Here is an 18,876-nt window from a genome sequence, read left to right on the forward strand (position 1 = left end):
CCTGTCTTTATTGTTTAGAGCGGTTTGACACGGAACAGGCCGTGGTCGTGGCCTTCCTGCGAGGCACCGTAGACCTGCTCGGCGACGGTGCGGGTGCTGCTGCCCTGAGCCTGCAGGATCTGATCCATGGCGCCGGCGAACCAGCCGGTGAACATGTAGTCGACCGGACGCCCGCACTTGCCGTAGACGTAGACGAAGGCCGAGTGATCCAGGCGCACTTCGCAGGTACCGGCGTCGAGGTCGATCGACTGGATCTTGAACAGGCCCCAGCCACGCTGCGACAGGCGCTTCATGTAGTGCTCGAACACCGCCACGCCGGACAGGCCATGGCATTCGGCTTCCTTCTCACACCAGTGCCAGGCGGACTTGTAGCCGGCCTTGTAGAGGATCTCGGCGTATTTCTCGGCGCCGAGCACTTCCTCGATGCCGATGTGGTTGTTGACGAAGAAGTGACGCGGCACATACAGCATCGGCAGGGCGTCGGTGGTCCAGACGCCGGTTTCGTCGTCGACCAGGATGGGCATTTCGGGGGCGTGGGTGGCCATGTGTTCAAACTCCAGAATTCGTTGGTTTTTTTTGCCCTCTCCCCAACCCTCTCCCGCAAGCGGGAGAGGGGGCTGTCCGTGCATGCATGACTGCAAATGCATACCGGCCGCTTTGCTCCCCTCTCCCATTTATGGGAGAGGGGCCGGGGGAGAGGGGCTGTTAAAAAGGCTTATTCGCCCCAGACGTCGGCGAGTACGCGCACCCAGTTCTCGCCCATGATCTTGCGCACCACGCGCTCGGAATGGCCGCGTTTGAGCAGGGTTTCGGTGAGGTTGGGGAATTCGCCCACGGTGCGGATGCCCAGCGGGTTGATGATCTTGCCGAAGTTGGTCAGGCGACGGGCGTAGCCCTTGTCGTGGGTCAGGTATTCGAAGAATTCCTTGCCGTGGCCCTGGGTGAAGTCGGTACCGATGCCGATGGCGTCTTCACCGACGATGTTCATCACGTACTCGATGGCTTCGGCGTAGTCGTCGATGGTCGAGTCGATGCCCTTGGCCAGGAACGGCGCGAACATGGTCACGCCGACGAAACCGCCGTGGTCGGCGATGAACTTCAGCTCTTCGTCGGACTTGTTGCGCGGGTGCTCTTTAAGGCCCGAAGGCAGGCAGTGGGAGTAGGTGACCGGCTTCTTGGATTCGAGGATGACTTCCTCGCTGGTCTTGCTGCCGACGTGGGACAGGTCGCACATGATGCCCACGCGGTTCATCTCGGCGACGATTTCGCGACCGAAGCCGGACAGGCCGCCGTCACGCTCGTAGCAGCCGGTGCCGATCAGGTTCTGGGTGTTGTAGCACATCTGCACAATGCCCACGCCGAGCTGCTTGAACACCTCGACGTAGCCGATCTGGTCCTCGAACGCATGGGCGTTCTGGAAGCCGTAGATGATGCCGGTCTTGCCCAGTTCCTTGGCCTTGCGGATGTCGGCGGTGGTGCGTACCGGCATCACCAGGTCGCTGTTCTCGCGGATCAGCTTGCTGCTGGCGGCGATGCTGTTGACGGTGGCCTGGAAACCTTCCCATACCGACACGGTGCAGTTGGCGGCGGTCAGGCCGCCCTTGCGCATGTCTTCGAACAGTTCACGGTTCCACTTGGCGATGATCAGACCGTCGATGACGATGCTGTCGGCGTGCAATTCGGCTGGGCTCATCAGGCTTGTCCCCTAATACTGATGCGCCGAGACGGCTGTCGGCGCTTTGGGGAGAGCTTATCCCTGGGGGGCTGGCCGACCCGGTACAAAAACGACTGGGGGTTTGCCGAAAGCGTCAAGCCGAGGTCGCGATTGGATATGAGGCCTCGGCGACCCGTTAACAGGTCGCCCGGATGGTATCCGGGCTGCGTTTGGCCTAGCTGTTTGACCGCTCGCGGCGATCCTGGCTGGGGCTGGCGGCGAAGCGCCTGCGGTAGCTGCGCGAGAAGTAGGAGGCCGAGTCGAAGCCGCACGCCAGGCCCACCTCCAGCACACTGAGGTCGCTCTGGCGCAGCAATTGGCGCGCCTTGTCCAGGCGCAGGTCGAGGTAGAAGGCCGATGGCGTGGTGTCCAGATGATGGCGAAACAGGCGTTCCAGCTGACGCACGCTGATACCTACCTGCTCGGCCAGTGCCTCACTGGACAGTGGTTGTTCGCACTGGCGCTCCATCTCGCCGATCACCCGCACCAGCTTCTTGTTGTGCAGGTCGTAGCGGCTGGCCACCTGCATGCGCTGGTGATCCAGGCGCGTGCGGATCCGGCTGACCACGAACTGTTCCGACACCTGCACCGCAAGCGTCTCGCCGTGTTCCTGGCCGATCAGCCCCAGCATCAGATCCAGGCTGCTGGTACCGCCTGCACTGGTGATGCGCTTGCCGTCGATTTCGAACAGTTCCTGGGTCACCAGTAGCGCTGGGTAGCGCTCGCGAAAGGCATCGATGGCTTCCCAATGCAGGGTCAGGCGCTGGTGCTGGAACAGCCCGGCCTCGGCCAGCACGAAGCTGCCCGTGTCGATGCCGCCAAGTACAGCCAGCTCCGGCTCGCGCCGTTGCAGCCAGTGCGCGAGGTGATGGTCGTAGTGTGCCAATGGCTCGAAACCGGCCACCACGAACAGCGCGCGGGTTGCTTCCGGAAGTTCCAGTGCGCCATCGACGTTCAGCGACATGCCGTTGCTCGCCTGCACGGCGTTACCGTCCCGGCTGAGCAAGCGCCAGCGATACAGCTCGCCGCGAAAGCGATTGGCCACGCGCAACGGCTCGATGGCCGACATCAGTCCCATCATGGAAAAACCGGGCAGCAGCAGAAAACAGAAGATCTGGGGCATATGGATCACTACGCCAGGGGGCTGACAGCCCGGATGCAATCCGGGAGGTGGATTCGCGGGTGGCTGCCGGGCTACGGGTAAGCGAAGAGATTAATACGGCATCAGAGCGCTTGTGCCACTAAGTAGTCGATTCAGGTCAATAAATAGTCGCTCAGGTGCGAATCAAGCGTTATTACCGAGCGTAAGGTGTTTACATCGGGAAGCGAAAGCCCCGAGCACGGTGGGGGCCACCATGGCCTCTAGAAAAACGAAATAAAACCGCTGTGACACGATGAGGAGCACCCAGATGAAAGGTCTTACCGCACTGGCCGCGTGCTGCACCCTGAGCCTGTTCAGTACCTCCCTGCTGGCCGACGATGCCAGTTGCAAGAACGTTCGCATTGGCGCCGTCGGCTGGACCGACGTGGTCGCCACCACCGCCGTCGCCAGCGAGTTGCTGCAGGGCCTCGGTTACGAAACCAAGCAGACCCAGGCTTCGCAACAGATCATCTTCGCCGGTATCCAGAAGGGCCAGATCGACGCCTTTCTCGGTTACTGGAAGCCGATCATGGACGACAACATCAAACCCTTCCTCAATGCCGGCGCGGTGAAGGTCGCCGCCGAGCCGTCGCTGGATGACGCCGTGGCCGTGCTCGCCGTGCCCAGCTACACCGCCGACAAGGGCCTGAAAACCCTGGCCGATATCGCCAAGTTCAAGGATCAGCTGGACGGCAAGATCTACGGCATCGAGGCCGGCTCTGGGGCCAATACGGCAATCCAGAAGATGATCGACTCCAACCAGTTCGGCCTCGGCGGCTTCAAACTGGTGGAATCCAGTGAAGCGGGCATGCTCGCCGCAGTGGGCCGTGCCGTGCGCAACGAGAAACCGGTGGTGTTCTTCGGCTGGAAACCGCATCCGATGAACCTGTCCATGCAGATTACCTATCTGACCGGCACCGAAGACGTGTTCGGCCCCAACGACGGTGCCGCCACGGTTTCCACCGTTACCGCGCCGGACTACGCCGAACGCTGCCCCAACGCCAACCGCTTGCTCACCAGCCTGCGCTTCACCAGTCAGCAGGAAGCGGAGCTGATGCAGCCGATCATGGATCGCAAGCAACCAGCTCAGGTGGCGCGTGACTGGATCAAGGCCAATCCGCAGGTGGTCGAGGCCTGGCTCGATGGCGTCACCACCCTGGACGGCAAGCCCGCCAGCGTTTCGCTGGTCGCCGGCAACTGATACACGAGCGCCGGATCGACCGGCGCTGATTTCCCTATTTGCTCATGCCTGCGGCAATGCCGTTGGCTTCCGTTCGCCCCTGGAAAGGACAGTCGAAAATGAACTACGAGGTTATCGTCACCTGCGCGGTGACCGGCGCTGGCGACACCGTCGGTAAGCACCCGGCGATCCCGGTCACGCCCAAGGAAATCGCGGCGGCTGCCATCGAAGCGGCCAGGGCCGGCGCTACCGTTGCCCACTGTCATGTGCGTGATCCGCAGACCGGCAAGCCGAGTCGCGACGTGGCGCTGTACCGCGAGGTGGTCGAGCGCATCCGCGAAAGCGACACCGACGTCATCATCAACCTCACCGCCGGCATGGGTGGCGACCTGGAGATTGGCCGCGGCGAGCAGCCGTTGGAGTTCGGCGCCGGTACCGATCTGGTCGGGCCGCTCACCCGCCTGGCGCATGTCGAGGAACTGCTGCCGGAAATCTGCACCCTGGACTGTGGCACGCTGAATTTCGGCGACGGCGACTTCATCTACGTCTCCACTCCGGCGCAACTGCGCGCTGGCGCCAAGCGCATCACCGAGCTGGGCGTGAAGGCCGAGCTGGAAATTTTCGACACCGGCCACCTGTGGTTCGCCAAGCAGATGATCAAGGAACGCCTGCTGGACGACCCGCTGATCCAGTTGTGCCTGGGCATTCCCTGGGGCGCGCCGGCTGACACCACGACCATGAAGGCCATGGCCGACAACCTGCCGCCGGGCATCACTTGGGCCGGCTTCGGCATCGGCCGCATGCAGATGCCCATGGTGGCCCAGGCCATGCTGCTTGGCGGCCACGTACGCGTCGGGCTGGAGGACAACATCTGGCTGGATCGCGGTGTGCACGCCAGCAACGGCCAACTGGTCGAACGCGCCATCGAGATCATCGAACGCTTAGGCGGCCGAGCCCTGAGCCCGGCCGAGGGGCGGGAAAAGATGAAGCTCAAGCGGCGCGGCTGAAGCCCAGCGTCTCCCTGTGGGAGGGGCTTTAGCCGCGACAACCCTGGCCCGGGTGCAATCCGGGACATTCCCTGACGCCAATTCCCCGGATTGCATCCGGGCTACCGGAGTTCACCATGACCTTCGCCACCGATATCAAGACCTTCGCCGCTCTCGGCACCGGCGTCATCGGCGCCGGCTGGATAGCCCGTGCCCTGGCCCACGGCCTCGACGTGATCGCCTGGGACCCGGCGCCTGGGGCCGAGGCTGCGTTGCGTACCCGTCTGGCCAATGCCTGGCCGGCGCTGGAGAAAAAGGGCCTGGCGCCCGGTGCCTCGCTGGAGCGCCTGCGCTTCGTCGACAGCATCGAGGACTGCGTGCGCGATGCCGATTTCATCCAGGAAAGCGCCCCCGAGCGCCTCGACCTCAAATGCGAGCTGCACGCCAAGATCAGCGCTGCCGCGCGCCCCGAGGTGCTGGTCGGCTCCAGTACCTCGGGCCTGTTGCCCAGTGAGTTCTACGCAGATGCCACGCACCCTGAGCGCTGCGTGGTCGGTCATCCGTTCAATCCAGTGTACCTGCTGCCGCTGGTGGAGGTGGTGGGTGGGGCGAAGACTGCGCCCGAGGCGGTGCAGGCGGCGATCAGTGTGTACAAGTCGCTGGGTATGCGCCCGCTGCATGTACGCAAGGAGGTGCCAGGCTTTATCGCTGATCGCCTGCTAGAGGCGCTTTGGCGCGAGGCGCTACATCTGGTCAACGACGGCGTGGCGACCACTGGCGAGATCGACGACGCGATCCGCTTTGGCGCCGGCCTGCGCTGGTCGTTCATGGGCACCTTTCTGACTTACACCCTGGCCGGCGGCCCGGCTGGGATGCGTCACTTCATGGCCCAGTTCGGCCCGGCGCTGAAACTGCCCTGGACATATCTGGAGGCGCCGGAGCTGACCGAAGGGCTGATCGATGCGGTGGTCGAAGGCACGGCTGAACAGCAGGGCGAACGCAGCCTGGATGCCCTGGAACGCTACCGCGACGACTGCTTGCTGGCGGTACTGGAGGCGATCCGCCAGACCAAGGCCAGGCACGGCTTCGCGTTCGCCGACTGAGTCGAAGTGAACTGTGTGTGGGAGCGGACTTGTCCGCGAATGGTCTGGCACTGTGTCTGGTCATTTTTCGCGGACAAGTCCGCTCCCGCAGAGATCACCTCTGCCTGCCCAGCGGGCTAGACCATGGGATACGAAACATGACCCTTGCCACCTACCAAACCAGCATTCATTCCGACTGGGTCGACTACAACGGCCACTTGCGTGACGCCTTCTACCTGCTGATCTTCAGTCATGCCACCGATGCGCTGATGGACGAGCTGGGACTGGACGAAGCCGGTCGTGCCCGTACTGGACACACGCTCTACACCCTGGAGTGTCACCTCAACTTTCTGGCCGAAGTGAAAGAGGGCGAGCGGGTGCAAGTGCGCACGCAGCTGTTGGCGCATGACGCGAAACGCCTGCATATCCACCATGCGCTGTATCGACCTGGCGAGAGCGCCAGCCTCGCGGAGAGCGAGCAGATGCTGATGAACATCGACAGTGCCGCTGGCCGCGCGGCGCCGTTCGACGCCCAAGTGGCCGAAAAGGTCGCGCAGTTGGCCAGCGGGCATCAGGGACTGCCACAGCCGGCCTGCGTCGGCCGGGTCATAGGCCTGCGCCGCGCTGCGTAGGGCCGCCTAGGTCTTTCGCCCCAGTGCCTAAGATTTATTTGGGCTTGTACGCGCAATACCCTGGCCGTGGTCCGACCTTGGGGTGATGGCGGCAGGTGTCCGGGCGCTTCTCGTAGACCGTGCACAGGCGTGTCTTGCGGTCGAGGAACAGGCAGTCGTTGTTGGACATGCGCGTCAGGGTGAAGATGCCCGACTTCTGGTTGAAGCGTTCGACCACTCCATCCTTCTGCAGGCGCTTGGCGATGTTCTTCGGTGGCTCGCTGCGTTCGAACTCGTCCACCAGTTCCAGGCGGATCAGATCGTTCAGGCGCACTTCAACCGGCAGCGTGCAGCAGCTGGACATGCAGCTGTGGCACATATCGGCCGTATATTTGGCCCAGGTTTCCAGGCGGTCTATCTCTGCAGCGGCTATCAGGCGGGGTTTGATCATGATGCTTGGCTAGGCCTGTCTTGTCGGCGGACTGTTTGCTTCGCGCTCGAGTCCGCCTACGGTCACGGGGCGGCGATAATAGCGGGCGCGTGGCGTTTGTGAAGCACCGGCTGGCAGTTGGCTACTTTGCGTTGTGCCTGTGACCTGTGTGGCAGTCGTCTCTCTGTGGCTGGACGCTCGCTGCTCCTATACTGGCAGCCACCTCGGGCTGCCGGCAGGGACGCGAGGACACTTCCACAGCGGTAGGACATAACGCATGCAATGGATCTTCATGCTGGTCGGACTGGTGCTCGGCGCGGGCGTCAGCGAATCCGTCACGGGCGCCATTCTCGGCGGCCTGCTCGGCCTCAGTCTGGGGCAGGCGCTGCGCCTGCACGGGCTGGAGACGCGCAATGCGCAGCTGACTGCGCAGCTCAAGGAATTCGCCGAGCGCTTCGAGCGCGGCACCCGCGCCATGCACGAGCGCCTGGTCAAGGTGGAGCAGGGCGAACGGGCTGATCCCGAGCCGGCGCCCACCGAGCAGACCTCACCCGTCGCGGCCGAGCTCGAGCCCCAACCGCCGCTCGAGCCGGTTGTGGCCGAGGCCGCCACCACCGAGCGGGCGCCAGAGGTGGAGCTGGACTGGACGCTGGAGCCGGAAATCGAAGCGGCGCTGCAGCAGCCCGCCGAAGCGCCAACGCCCCAGCGGGCCGCACAGGTCGCCCATGAGCCGCAGTCGGCGCCCCAGGCCGGCCCCTGGAAACCCCGCGAGCCGCGCGAACCGAATCTGCTGGAACGGGGCTTCGCCGCTGCCAAGGCCTGGCTACTGGGTGGCAACACCTTATTGCGGGTCGGCGTGGTGCTGCTGTTCCTTGGCCTGGCCTTCCTCCTGCGCTACGCCACCGAAGGCGTCGAGGTGCCGATCGAGCTGCGCTACATGGGCGTGGCGGCCAGTGCTCTTGCACTGCTGGGCCTGGGCTGGTGGCTGCGCCGGCGTAACCGCAACTACGCCCTGGTGCTGCAGGGTACCGGTATCGCCGTGTTGTATCTGACCGTGTTCGCTGCCATGCGCCTGCATCCGTTGCTCGACCCTGGCATGGCGCTGGGGCTATTGGTCGCGGTCACGTTGTTCTCGGCCATTCTCTCGGTGCAGCAGAATGCGCTTGGCCTGGCAGCTGCGGCGGCGCTGGGGGGCTTTGCCGCGCCGATCCTCACTTCGACCGGCAGCGGCAACCATGTCGCGCTGTTCTCCTATTTCGCCCTGCTCAATGCCGGCATCTTCGCCATCGCCTGGTTCAAGGCCTGGCGCTTGCTCAACCTGATCGGTTTCGTCGGCACCTTCGGTATCGGTTTCGCCTGGGGCCTGCGTTCCTACACGCCCGGGCTGTTGTGGAGCACCCAGCCCTTCCTGATCCTGTTCTTCCTGATGTACGTGGCCATCGGCCTGCTGTTCGCTCGTCGCACCCTGCGTGACGCAGCGGATGCGCCCGAGGCGCGTGACGAGCTGCTGCGCTGGTCGCTGCGCCGTGGCGACTATGTCGATGCCACCACGCTGTTCGGCCCGCCGCTGGTCGGCTTTGGCCTGCAGGTGGCGTTGGTCCGCCATATCGAGTTCGCCGCTGCCTTCAGCGCCCTTGGTCTTGGCTTGTTCTATCTGCTGCTGGCGCGCGTACTCAAGGCGCGTGCCGGCGAACGAGCGTTGCTGCTGGTGGAAACCAGCCTGGCGCTTGGCGTGGTATTCGCCAGCCTGGCCATTCCGCTCGGCCTCGATGCGCGCTGGACGAGCGCTGCCTGGGCCGTGGAAGGCGCTGGCATCTTCTGGCTGGGCCTGCGCCAAGGGCGGCCGTTGGCGCGTGCGTTTGCCCTGCTGTTGCAGGTCGGTGCGGCCTTGGCGTTCGTCACTGGCCTGGGTTTCGGCTACGACAGCCTGCTCGATGGCTCACCCTTAGGTGCACTGATGCTCGGTATGGCGTTGCTGTTCAGCTACTGGCAACTGCGCCAGGCGCCAGGGCTCGCCAACGCCTGGGAGAACCGACTGCTGCCCTGGCTGGGGCTGACTGGGTTGGCTTTCCTCTATCTGATCGCTCCGCTGCTGTTCGAGGCGCCCGGTACGGCGATTGCCTGGGCGCTGGCCGGGCTGGCGACGCTATTTGTGGGCCTGCGCCTGGCCGCGCCGAGCTTCGTCTACAGCGCTTTCGCCATCCAGTTGCTCGGTGGCCTGCTGTTCCTCGGCCAGATGGCGCTGGATTCTCTGTTTGGCAGCGGTGGTTTCAGCGCCGGATGGTTTGGCCTGCTGGCTGCGTCCATGGTCGGTTTCGGCCTGATTGCCGGCATGCTGCTGGCGGCGCGTGATCCGCACATCCGCGAGAACCGCCGGCTGCTCGGCGCATTGTCGGCGGTCATGCTGGTAGGCCTGGCGTTCATCAACCTGGCCGTGCTGTTCGTCCTGCCCTGGGTGGCGGCTGCCGCGGTATGGGGCGGTACGGGGCTGCTGATTCTCTGGCTGGGGCTGTATCTGCAGCAGCGTGCGGCCTTCCTGTTCAGCCTGGTGCTGCAGGTGTTCGCCGGCCTGGCCTTTCTTGCTGCTGGGCCGCTGTTGCTGGCGGGCATCAGTGGTGACGGTCTTTCACCCTTGGCGCACACCGGTTTCTGGACGCCGGCCGTGCTGGGGCTGGCCGCGCAAATCGGTGCCTGGCGCCTGCACAGCCTGGCCCGTAGCGGGCGAGAGACTGGCATTGACGGCGTCAGCCTGAGGCGTCTGGGGCAGTTGTTGCTGGCCTGGGGCGCCGGCTGGTGGGCGCTGGCAGTGAGCAGCGAAGTGCTACGTTTCGTGGCGCCGGATCTACAAGCCGGCGCGTTGCTGGTGCTGGCGGCACTGTCGGTGCTGATCTGGATGCCGCTGGCCTTGCGCACCGGCTGGCGCGAGCTGGCGGTGCTGTGCAGCCTGCTGGCCCCGGTAGCCGGGGTGGTCCTGATCCATGCCTGGCATTCGCTCTACCATCCTGCTGCGAACCTTGGTTGGTTGGGCTGGGCAGCGGTGCTGGTCGTGCATTTGTTGGCATTGAGGCGACTCGCCGATCTGCTGCCGAGCCAGGCGGCCAGTGTCGCCCATGTGCTCGGCTGCTGGCTGCTGATTGCCGTACTGGCGCTGGAATTGCGCTATCTGCTGTTGAGCCTGGCCGACCACTACAACGCCTGGCGCTGGCTGGGTTGGGCCTTGCTGCCGACCGCCTATCTGTGGGGCATGGCGCAGGCACGTCGCCTGCCATGGCCGGTGGTCGCTTTCGAGCGCGAATACCGGCTCTGGGCCGCTGCGCCGCTGGCGGCATCGATGCTTGTCTGGTTCTGGCTGGCCAACGCCAACAGTGCCGGCGACAGCGACCCGCTGCCCTACCTGCCGCTGCTGAACCCGCTGGAACTCGGCCTGCTGCTGTGCCTGGGGGCGTTGGTGGTCTGGGGACGATTTGCCCTGCCACGTTTCGGCCTGGAGCCTGCGCGGGCGCTACAGATCACTCAGTGCGTGGCTGGACTGTCGCTGTTCGCCCTGCTGACGGTGATGGTGATGCGTACGGCTCATCACTGGGGCGGTGTCGTCTGGAGCAGCCCGGCGCTGTTCGATTCGATGCTGGTGCAGGCCGGTTTGTCCATCGTCTGGACCCTGATCGCCCTGGCGCTGATGCTGTTCGGCCACCTGCGTGCGCGTCGCGAGCTGTGGTTGGTTGGCGCCGCGCTAATCGCCCTGGTAGTGGCGAAGCTGTTTTTCATCGAACTGGGCAATCGTGGCGGGCTGGAGCGCATCGTGTCGTTCATCGGTGTCGGCGTGCTGCTCCTGGTCGTGGGCTATTTTGCCCCGCTACCGCCGCGCAAGACCGATGAAATCCCTGCGAACAAGGAGTCGTTGTCGTGAGAATCATCGCCACCCTTCTGACCCTAGGCCTGTCGCTGCTCTCCAGCGTACAAGCCGAAGAGCGCCCGCAGGACTATCGCCAGTTGTTGCCGCTTACGCTGGACGGGGCAGGCCCCTGGTATCGGGTCGAGTTGCCGATGGCCGTGCACTACGCCGCTCGGCATGCCGATCTGCGTGACCTGCGCATCTTCAACGGTGCCGGTCAGGCTCAGGCCTATGCGTTGCTGCCAGGCCGGAGCGAGTCGCGTGATGAAGAGCAGGAGCACGGGGTGCGTTGGTTCCCGTTGTATGCCGATGCACAGCAGAACGATGCGCCGCGCCTGCGCGTGCAACGCAGCACCGACGGTACCTTGATCGAGTTGAGTGGTGACGAGCCGTCGCCCGCGCAGCGCCAGCTGCGTGGCTGGCTGCTCGACGCCAGCGCCATCGATGCGCCACTGGTGCGCCTCGACCTCAGCTGGAGCGGCGGCGAGGAGGGCTTTCAGAGTTTCTCCATCGAGGCCAGCGACGACCTGCAGCACTGGCGTCGTTGGGGCGAGGGGCAGGTGGCGCGCCTGAGCTTTGCAGGCGACAGAATCGATCAGCGTCAGGTAGAACTGCCCGCTCGCTCGGCACGCTACATCCGACTGCTCTGGGACAGCCCGCGGCAGGTGCCGGAGCTGGACGCGGTGACGCTGCGCAGTCGCCGCAAGGCGAGCAGCCCGGCGCCGCTGGTCTGGTCCGAACCGATGCAGGCGCAAATCACGAACGACGGACATTACCAATGGCAATTGCCGCAAGCGCTGCCGGTAGAGCGCCTACGCATCCATCTGGACGAGCCCAACACCCTGGCTCCTGTCCTGTTCGAGGCGCGCTCGGTGGAAAAGGACCCCTGGCGAGTGCTTGCCAGTGGTGTGTTCTATCGACTGCCGCAGGACGGTCGCGAAGTGCGACAGGATGAATTGGCCCTGCCAGCCTGGCCGGTGCGCCAGGTGCGCCTGAAGGTCGATGCACGTGGTGGCGGCCTGGGCGATCAGGCCCCGACCGCGGCCTTCGCTGTGCGCGCCACCCAGCTGGTTTTCCTGGCGCGTGGCGAGCCGCCCTATCGACTCGCGGTAGGAAGGGGCGATGTCACATCGGCCGCGCTTCCCGTCAGCACCCTGATCCCCGGATATTCGGATGAGCGTCTGGCTTCGCTGACAGTGGCACAGGTCGATGTCGCTGCCGTGCAGTCGACTGAGGTGGATGCACCGGCGACTGCGGCGATGGACTGGAAGCGTTGGGGACTTTGGGCTGTACTGTTGCTCGGCGTGGCATTGTTGGCCGCGATGGCGGCGAGCCTTCTGCGGCGCCCCGACAAAGGCTGAGTGCCATGGTCGGGAATGCATGTCATTACTGTTCAAGCCATGCTTTTGCAGTATCGTAGGCAGCGTTCACGGTTTCTTCGGTTGGGAAGTATCACCGCGTTGTGAGTCGTGAGCAGTTTCGGGCGCCGGCGCCCTCTACTCTGGTCAGGAAGGCCCGCTTGCGTATCTCGACTCGCTTCGTCGCCTCCTCCGTCGAGGGCGTCTGCCAACGGAGGCTCCGTTGATACAGGCCTGCATGGCGCCAGGTTGGTCACCGTCGCCGCCGGTTCTCGTCACTTTGCTGGTGTGCTTCGGCGTCATCCTGCTGGCGCACTGGATGACCCGTCAGCGCGACTTTCCCGGACGCGACAGTTTCATACTGCTGCATCTTTCCAGCCTCTGGTGGATGGCCTGCGCCTCACTTGAACTGAGCGTGATGTCGGCAGAGTGCAAGATGTTCCTCTCCGGCCTGGCCTGGCTCGGCATCCTCTTCACGCCCACGTTCTGGGCGGTATTTCTATGGCAGTACGTCAATAGCGTGCGCACGCCGGTGCCGCGTGCCGGGGTGCTGGCGCTGAGCCTCATGCCGGTGCTGGTCTGGATCATTGCGCTGAGTAACCCCTGGCACAACCTGTTCTACCTTGCCAGCACCGGCCCAATCGATGACAGTCCAGGGGCTCCGGTGCGTTATCGACATGGTCCGCTGTTCTACGCCACCGCTGCTTATGTCTACCTGCTGATGGCGTTCTGCATGGGCGTGGTAGTGCGTGCAGCGGTACTCAGCCACGGGTTGCATCGGCGGCATTATCTGGGCTTCGTACTGGTCACGGCAGCGCCCTGGACGGCCAACATCGCCTACGTGGTGTTCGGCTGGACCGTATTTGGCGTCGACCCCACGCCGTTCTGCTTCGCTTTCACCCTGGTCGCCTTCGCCTGGCTGATTCTCGGTGTGCGCCTGTTCGACCTGCTGCCGGTGGCGCGTCACCTGCTGCTCGAGGCCCTGATCGATCCGGTGCTGGTGGTCGATCCGCGCGGGCGGGTGATCGAGGCCAACCCGGCAGCGCTCAAGCTGGCCGGCCTGCAGCAGGGCTGGCAGGGGCGAGCACTGGTCGACTGGCCGGTATTCGGTGCCGATCTGCAACGCTTGCTCGAACAGCACCAAGGCGAGGCGAGCGAGCAGATGCTCAGCCTGACCAGCGCCGCGCGCTACTACGAAGTGCGTGTGCGCGGGATCGAGCGCGCCACACGCAACGGTCCGGTTCTGCTTGGGCGCATGCTCTACGTGCGTGACGTCACGTTGCGGCATCTCGCCGAACTGAAGCTGGCCGAGGCCCTGGCCGTCAGTGAGGAGCGCCTGCGCACCATTTCCGTACTGCACGAGCAACTGCGTGAGCAGGCGTTGTGCGACCCGCTGACCGGGCTCTACAACCGCCGCTATCTGGATGAATTCTTCGACCGTGAACTGGCCAGGGCGCAGCGCGAAAGTCTGCCCTTGGCACTGGCGCTGATCGACCTCGACCATTTCAAACGACTCAACGACGAGTGTGGCCATCTGGTCGGCGACGATGTACTCAAGGCCGTGGCGCAGCACCTGCTGGACAACCTGCGCAGCACCGATGCCGTGTTCCGTATCGGTGGTGAGGAGTTTCTGCTGATATTGCCAGGGTTGGATGCCCAGGCTGCGGAAGTGCGCCTCGAATCGTTGCGCCTGCAGTTGGCCGACATGGACCAGCCGACGCGCATAGGCGCGCTGCCAGTGACACTGTCTGCTGGAATAGCCGTATGGCCCACCAATGGCGAGAAACTTGATGAGCTGTTGCAAGCAGCAGATATGGCTCTTTATTCAGCCAAGCGAGGAGGAAGGAACCGTATAGCTTTGGCTTCATAGAGTGAATATCGCAGCCAACTGGATGTTTTTCAGCGCAGGAGTCGCTACATTTGTTGTGAAGTTCATTCCAACAACAATAAGGACTTGCCATGAAACGTCTGCTCAAACCGCTGGCAGCTGCCTGTTTGCTGGCTAGCGCTTATCCTCTTTACGCTGCTCCCTACAGTGCATTGTATGTATTTGGTGACAGCCTCAGTGATGCAGGCTGGTTTGCTGATGCTGACGGCCCTGCTGGTGCTACTACCCGTTTCACCAATCGAGTTGGCCCTACCTATCAGGACGGAAGTGGCGAAGTGTTCGGTCCGGTGGCGCCCATGCTGCTTGGCGATGCTCTTGGCTTGGACGGAGCAGGTCTGGGGCCGGCAAATTCGGTTGAGGGTGGCAACAACTGGGCGGTTGGTGGTTATCGTACAGACCAGATACTCAATAGCATTACTGGTCCAGGTGGATACCTGGCGTCCAGCGGCGGGCGTGCCGACCCCAATGCGTTGTACTACCTCACCGGGGGCGGTAACGACTTTCTTCAGTTCCGTGTAGTCGACACTGCCAGCGCGCAAGCGGCTGCCGGTCGACTGGTCGAAAGCGTCGAGGTTCTGCAGCAGGCAGGTGCGCGCTACATCATGGTGTGGCTGCTGCCGGATATCGGTCTGACACCGAATTTCTACGGTGGTGGACTGCAGGACTTCGTTTCCGGCCTGGGAAGCGACTTCAACCAAGAGGTGGTAAGTCAGTTGGCAACGGTCAATGCCAATGTGATTCCGCTGAATATCCCGCTCAATCTTTCGGAAACTTTGGCTGATCCCGGTCGTTACGGCCTGGTCAATGACCGCGATGCGGTAATCGGGAGCTGCTTCGATGGTTGCAGCAACCCACATCCGGTTTACGGGATTAATGGCACTGCCCCTGACCCGACCAAGCTACTGTTCAACGATAGCGTTCATCCGACGATCGCTGGGCAGCGTATCATTGCAGACTATGCCTACTCGCTTCTCGCGGCACCGTGGGAGGTCACGCTTCTGCCTGAAATGGCGATGGGGACGCTTCGTGGTCACCAGGACCAATTGCGAGCTCAATGGCTTGCCGATTGGGAAGCGTGGCAAGGGGTAGGGCAGTGGCGTGCTTTCATCAATACGGGCGGCCAACGACTGGATTACGATCTGCAGCGTGGCGATGCCGATGGCAATGGCTACAGCCTCAACTTCGGAACCAGTTATCGACTCGATGACGCTTGGCGTCTGGGGGTGGCTGCCGGCCTCTACCAGCAGAGTCTGGAAGCGGGTGCCGCAGACTCCGATTACGATCTGCGTAGCTACTTGGGTACCGCATTTGCGCAGTATCAGCACAATCGCTGGTGGGGCGATCTGTCTGCCAGTGTCGGTCGTCTCGACTACGATGATCTCAAGCGGAAATTTGCTATTGGTCCTGCCACCAACTCGGAAAAGGGCGATACCGATGGCAATCTGTGGGCGGTTAGTGGTCGCTTCGGCTACGACATCGCTCAGCCGGGCAGCCAGTGGCACTTGAGCCCTTTCCTGAGCGCCGACTATGTGCGGATCGAAGTGGACGGCTATGCTGAGGCTGGTCAACGCTCCACGGCCCTGACTTACTCTGACCAAGTGCGTAAATCCAAACGTCTGGGTGCAGGCCTGCAGGGTCTTTACGATCTCACTCCGCAAACTCGGTTGTTCGGTGAGTTGGCGATGGAGAGAGAATATGAAAACGACCCAAGCGAAGTGCGTATGGCTCTGAATAGCCTGCCTGGGATTGGTTTTGAACTACCAGGCTATCAACCCGATGACCGGATGTGGCGTGGCCATGTCGGCGTTAGCCACAGCTTGGGGAACGGCTTGTCGCTACGTGGTAGCTATAGCTACCGGCATGCAGACGATGAAGCCCAGCATGGTTTGAATCTTTCCTTGTCACTAGAGCTCTAAGGGTCGTTTTCGAGGCCAACTTACTCTCCTATTAGTCGGTCCTAAGTGCGCTTTGTCATTTTCTCCTGCTCGTCGTGGCCTCAGGGAGGCGGCCATGGCGGGAACGGGTTAAACTGCGCGCGTTTTTTCCCTTTCCGGAGCCGTCCATGTCCCGTGTCACCCTGAGCCGCTACCTGATCGAGCAGACTCGCAGCCACAACACCCCGGCCGACCTGCGTTTCCTTATCGAAGTCGTGGCGCGTGCCTGCAAAGCGATCAGCCATCAGGTTTCCAAGGGCGCCCTCGGCGGCGTACTGGGCAGCCTGGACAGCGAGAACGTGCAGGGTGAGGTGCAGAAGAAGCTCGACGTGATTTCCAACGAGATTCTGCTCGAAGCCAACGAATGGGGCGGCCACCTGGCCGGTATGGCGTCCGAGGAAATGGACAACGCCTACCAGATTCCCGGCAAGTACCCCAAGGGCGCCTACCTGCTGGTATTCGACCCGCTGGACGGCTCCAGCAACATCGACGTCAACGTCTCGGTCGGCACCATCTTCTCGGTGCTGCGTTGCCCTGAGCGCAACGGTGAAACCGGCGACCTGGGCGAAGAGGCCTTCCTCCAGCCGGGCACCCAGCAGGTCGCGGCCGGCTACGCCATCTATGGTCCGCAGACCATGCTGATGCTGACCCTCGGTGATGGCGTGAAGGGCTTCACCCTGGATCGTGAGCTGGGCAGCTTCGTGCTCACCCACGACAACATCAAGGTGCCGGAGTCGACCAAGGAATTCGCCATCAACATGTCCAACCAGCGCCACTGGGAAGCCCCGGTGCAGCGTTACGTTTCCGAGCTGCTGGCCGGTGAAACCGGGCCGCTGGGGCGTAACTACAACATGCGCTGGATCGCCTCGATGGTGGCTGACGTGCATCGCATCCTCACCCGTGGCGGTGTGTTCATGTATCCGCGAGATGCTCGCGAGCCTGAGAAACCCGGCAAGCTGCGCCTGATGTACGAAGCCAACCCGATGTCGATGATCATCGAGCAGGCGGGTGGCGCTGCTACCGATGGCAGCCAGCGCATCCTCGATATCCAGCCCACTTCCCTGCACCAGCGCGTGCCGGTATTCCTTGGTTCCAAGGAAGAAGTGCTGCGTATCACCGCCTACCACCGCGACTAATGCACGCCTGGCAGTCGCTGCTCGACTGGTGGTTCGGTGCCGATCCCGGCACGGCCACCGAGGTGGCGGCGGCGCGCCAGAGGCTGTGGTTCGGCAAGCGCGACAGTCAGGACCATGAGGCCAAGGTGCGTTTCGGTGCGCTGGTCGAGCAGGCGCTGACCGGCGAACTGCCGGGCTGGGCGGACGAGCCGCAGGGGTGGCTGGCGCAACTGATCCTGCTCGACCAACTGCCGCGCATGATCTATCGCGATACGCCACGCGCCTTCGCCGGTGACAGCCTGGCCCGACCGCTGTTGCAGAAGGGGCTGGAGCGCGGCTGGGATCGTCGGCTGACGCCGATCCAGCGGGTCTTCGCCTATCTGGTCTACGAGCACGCCGAAGACCTGTGGTTGCAGGATCGCGCCGTGGAGCTGTTCAGTGAGCTGCTCGACGAGGCCGCCGTCGACGACCACGCGGTATTCGCCGATTTTCTCGATTTTGCCCAGCGCCACCAGCGGATAATCGCCCGTTTCGCTCGTTTTCCCCATCGCAATGCGATTTTGGGGCGCGCCTCCACTGACGAAGAACTGGCCTTCCTGCGGGAACCCGGCTCGCGTTTCTGAACTCCAACCGGGCAAGTCGCCGCCGGCTATGCCAAGCTTGCTGGCACCTTCCCATCAGGAGCTTCATCCATGTCGATGCGTATCGTCGCGTTGCTCGCCTGCTGCCTGCTCGCCGCTTGCAGCAAGATCAATCAGGAAAACTATTCCAAGCTCAAAGCGGGCATGAGCAAGCAGGAAGTGGAAAGCCTGCTCGGCGCGCCGGGCGAGTGCGCCGGTGCGCTGGGGATGACCAGCTGCACCTGGGGTGACGACAAGGCTTACATCAGCGTCCAGTACGCCGGGGACAAGGTCATGCTGTTCTCCGGCAAGGGACTCAAGTAAACAGGAGCTTCCATGCGTTCGATCCTAATCGCCAGCGCCATTCTCGCCCTCGCCGGTTGCGCCAACTCGGGTACCGGCAGTATCCAGAAACCGCCACCGCAGACCATGCAGGTTGACCTGCAGCGCTACCAGGGCACCTGGTACGAGTTGGCGCGCCTGCCGATGTTCTTCCAGCGCAACTGCGTGCAGTCCGAAGCGCATTACGCTCTGCGTGACGATGGCCGCATCGACGTCACCAACCGCTGCCGCGACAAGGGCGGTGAGTGGATCGAGGCCAATGGCGTTGCCGAGCCTCAGGTCGAGGGCAAGACCGACAAGCTGTGGGTACGCTTCGATAACTGGGCCAGCAAGTTGCTGCCGATTAAGGGCGATTACTGGGTGATCTACCACGACGAGGATTACCGCGTGGCGCTGGTTGGCCACCCGGAGCACAAGTACCTGTGGCTGCTGTCGCGCACCCCGGAAATTGACCAGGAAACCCGGGACAAGCTGCTCAGCATCGCACGTGAGCAAGGTTACGTGACCTCGGATCTGATCTGGCGCCAGGCTGACTGACCCACAGCTGACCATAGCCGGATGCGTCCCGGGGGAATATCCCCGG

Annotated in this window: 16 protein-coding genes; 12 read left to right on the forward strand and 4 right to left on the reverse strand. The window is 63.3% G+C overall.

The genetic code is table 11. From position 1 onward, the window contains the following. Positions 1 to 14: 14 nt before the first annotated feature. From EL191_RS02735 to EL191_RS02745, 3 genes are all read right to left on the reverse strand, one after another. On the reverse strand, positions 15 to 545 hold the full coding sequence (locus EL191_RS02735) for a 4-vinyl reductase (RefSeq protein ID WP_041976306.1): 531 nt from the start codon (positions 543 to 545) through the stop codon (positions 15 to 17). 170 nt (positions 546 to 715) lie between these two features. Continuing rightward, positions 716 to 1,693: a dipeptidase gene (locus EL191_RS02740; RefSeq protein WP_013713683.1), complete on the reverse strand. Its 978-nt coding sequence runs from the start codon at positions 1,691 to 1,693 to the stop codon at positions 716 to 718. A gap of 196 nt (positions 1,694 to 1,889) precedes the next feature. Next, on the reverse strand, positions 1,890 to 2,837 hold the full coding sequence (locus tag EL191_RS02745) for a GlxA family transcriptional regulator (protein WP_017360554.1): 948 nt from the start codon (positions 2,835 to 2,837) through the stop codon (positions 1,890 to 1,892). Positions 2,838 to 3,123: 286 nt separating this feature from the next. Here EL191_RS02745 and choX point away from each other — a divergent pair, with 286 nt between their 5' ends. The 4 genes from choX (at position 3,124) to EL191_RS02765 (ending at position 6,735) form a co-directional block, all read left to right on the forward strand. Continuing rightward, positions 3,124 to 4,056, forward strand: a complete 933-nt coding sequence (choX, locus tag EL191_RS02750; protein WP_041976309.1) for a choline ABC transporter substrate-binding protein — start codon at positions 3,124 to 3,126, stop codon at positions 4,054 to 4,056. 98 nt (positions 4,057 to 4,154) lie between these two features. After that, positions 4,155 to 5,042, forward strand: coding sequence for a BKACE family enzyme (locus tag EL191_RS02755; protein ID WP_013713686.1), 888 nt, complete (start codon positions 4,155 to 4,157; stop codon positions 5,040 to 5,042). A gap of 116 nt (positions 5,043 to 5,158) precedes the next feature. Further along, on the forward strand, positions 5,159 to 6,124 hold the full coding sequence (locus EL191_RS02760) for an L-carnitine dehydrogenase (protein ID WP_041976312.1): 966 nt from the start codon (positions 5,159 to 5,161) through the stop codon (positions 6,122 to 6,124). Positions 6,125 to 6,261: 137 nt separating this feature from the next. Then, positions 6,262 to 6,735 carry a thioesterase family protein gene (locus EL191_RS02765; RefSeq protein ID WP_041976314.1) on the forward strand — a complete coding sequence of 158 codons (474 nt, stop codon included), beginning with the start codon at positions 6,262 to 6,264 and terminating at the stop codon, positions 6,733 to 6,735. Positions 6,736 to 6,769: 34 nt separating this feature from the next. Here EL191_RS02765 and EL191_RS02770 read toward each other — a convergent pair whose 3' ends face one another. Beyond that, on the reverse strand, positions 6,770 to 7,165 hold the full coding sequence (locus EL191_RS02770; RefSeq protein WP_013713689.1) for a YkgJ family cysteine cluster protein: 396 nt from the start codon (positions 7,163 to 7,165) through the stop codon (positions 6,770 to 6,772). 256 nt (positions 7,166 to 7,421) lie between these two features. Here EL191_RS02770 and EL191_RS02775 point away from each other — a divergent pair, with 256 nt between their 5' ends. The 8 genes from EL191_RS02775 (at position 7,422) to EL191_RS02810 (ending at position 18,830) form a co-directional block, all read left to right on the forward strand. Next, positions 7,422 to 11,051: a DUF2339 domain-containing protein gene (locus tag EL191_RS02775; protein ID WP_041976316.1), complete on the forward strand. Its 3,630-nt coding sequence runs from the start codon at positions 7,422 to 7,424 to the stop codon at positions 11,049 to 11,051. Further along, positions 11,048 to 12,397: a DUF3999 domain-containing protein gene (locus tag EL191_RS02780; RefSeq protein ID WP_041976317.1), complete on the forward strand. Its 1,350-nt coding sequence runs from the start codon at positions 11,048 to 11,050 to the stop codon at positions 12,395 to 12,397. Before EL191_RS02775 ends, EL191_RS02780 begins: the two co-directional genes overlap by 4 nt. A gap of 235 nt (positions 12,398 to 12,632) precedes the next feature. Next, a complete protein-coding gene (locus EL191_RS02785) occupies positions 12,633 to 14,264 on the forward strand; it encodes a histidine kinase N-terminal 7TM domain-containing diguanylate cyclase (RefSeq protein WP_218874452.1) in 1,632 nt (543 codons plus the stop codon). A gap of 89 nt (positions 14,265 to 14,353) precedes the next feature. Continuing rightward, positions 14,354 to 16,198: an esterase EstP gene (gene estP, locus EL191_RS02790; RefSeq protein ID WP_041976319.1), complete on the forward strand. Its 1,845-nt coding sequence runs from the start codon at positions 14,354 to 14,356 to the stop codon at positions 16,196 to 16,198. A 146-nt stretch (positions 16,199 to 16,344) separates the two neighbouring features. After that, positions 16,345 to 17,352, forward strand: coding sequence for a class 1 fructose-bisphosphatase (locus EL191_RS02795; protein ID WP_013713694.1), 1,008 nt, complete (start codon positions 16,345 to 16,347; stop codon positions 17,350 to 17,352). Then, on the forward strand, positions 17,352 to 17,954 hold the full coding sequence (locus tag EL191_RS02800; RefSeq protein WP_041976321.1) for a DUF924 family protein: 603 nt from the start codon (positions 17,352 to 17,354) through the stop codon (positions 17,952 to 17,954). The genes EL191_RS02795 and EL191_RS02800 overlap by 1 nt, the downstream gene beginning before the upstream one ends. Positions 17,955 to 18,023: 69 nt before the next feature. Continuing rightward, positions 18,024 to 18,275, forward strand: a complete 252-nt coding sequence (gene bamE, locus EL191_RS02805; protein ID WP_017360545.1) for an outer membrane protein assembly factor BamE domain-containing protein — start codon at positions 18,024 to 18,026, stop codon at positions 18,273 to 18,275. A gap of 12 nt (positions 18,276 to 18,287) precedes the next feature. Beyond that, a complete protein-coding gene (locus EL191_RS02810; RefSeq protein ID WP_041976324.1) occupies positions 18,288 to 18,830 on the forward strand; it encodes a lipocalin family protein in 543 nt (180 codons plus the stop codon). Positions 18,831 to 18,876 lie beyond the last annotated feature (46 nt).

The organism is Pseudomonas mendocina, assembly GCF_900636545.1.
In the GTDB taxonomy this organism is placed as follows: Bacteria; Pseudomonadota; Gammaproteobacteria; order Pseudomonadales; family Pseudomonadaceae; genus Aquipseudomonas; species Aquipseudomonas mendocina.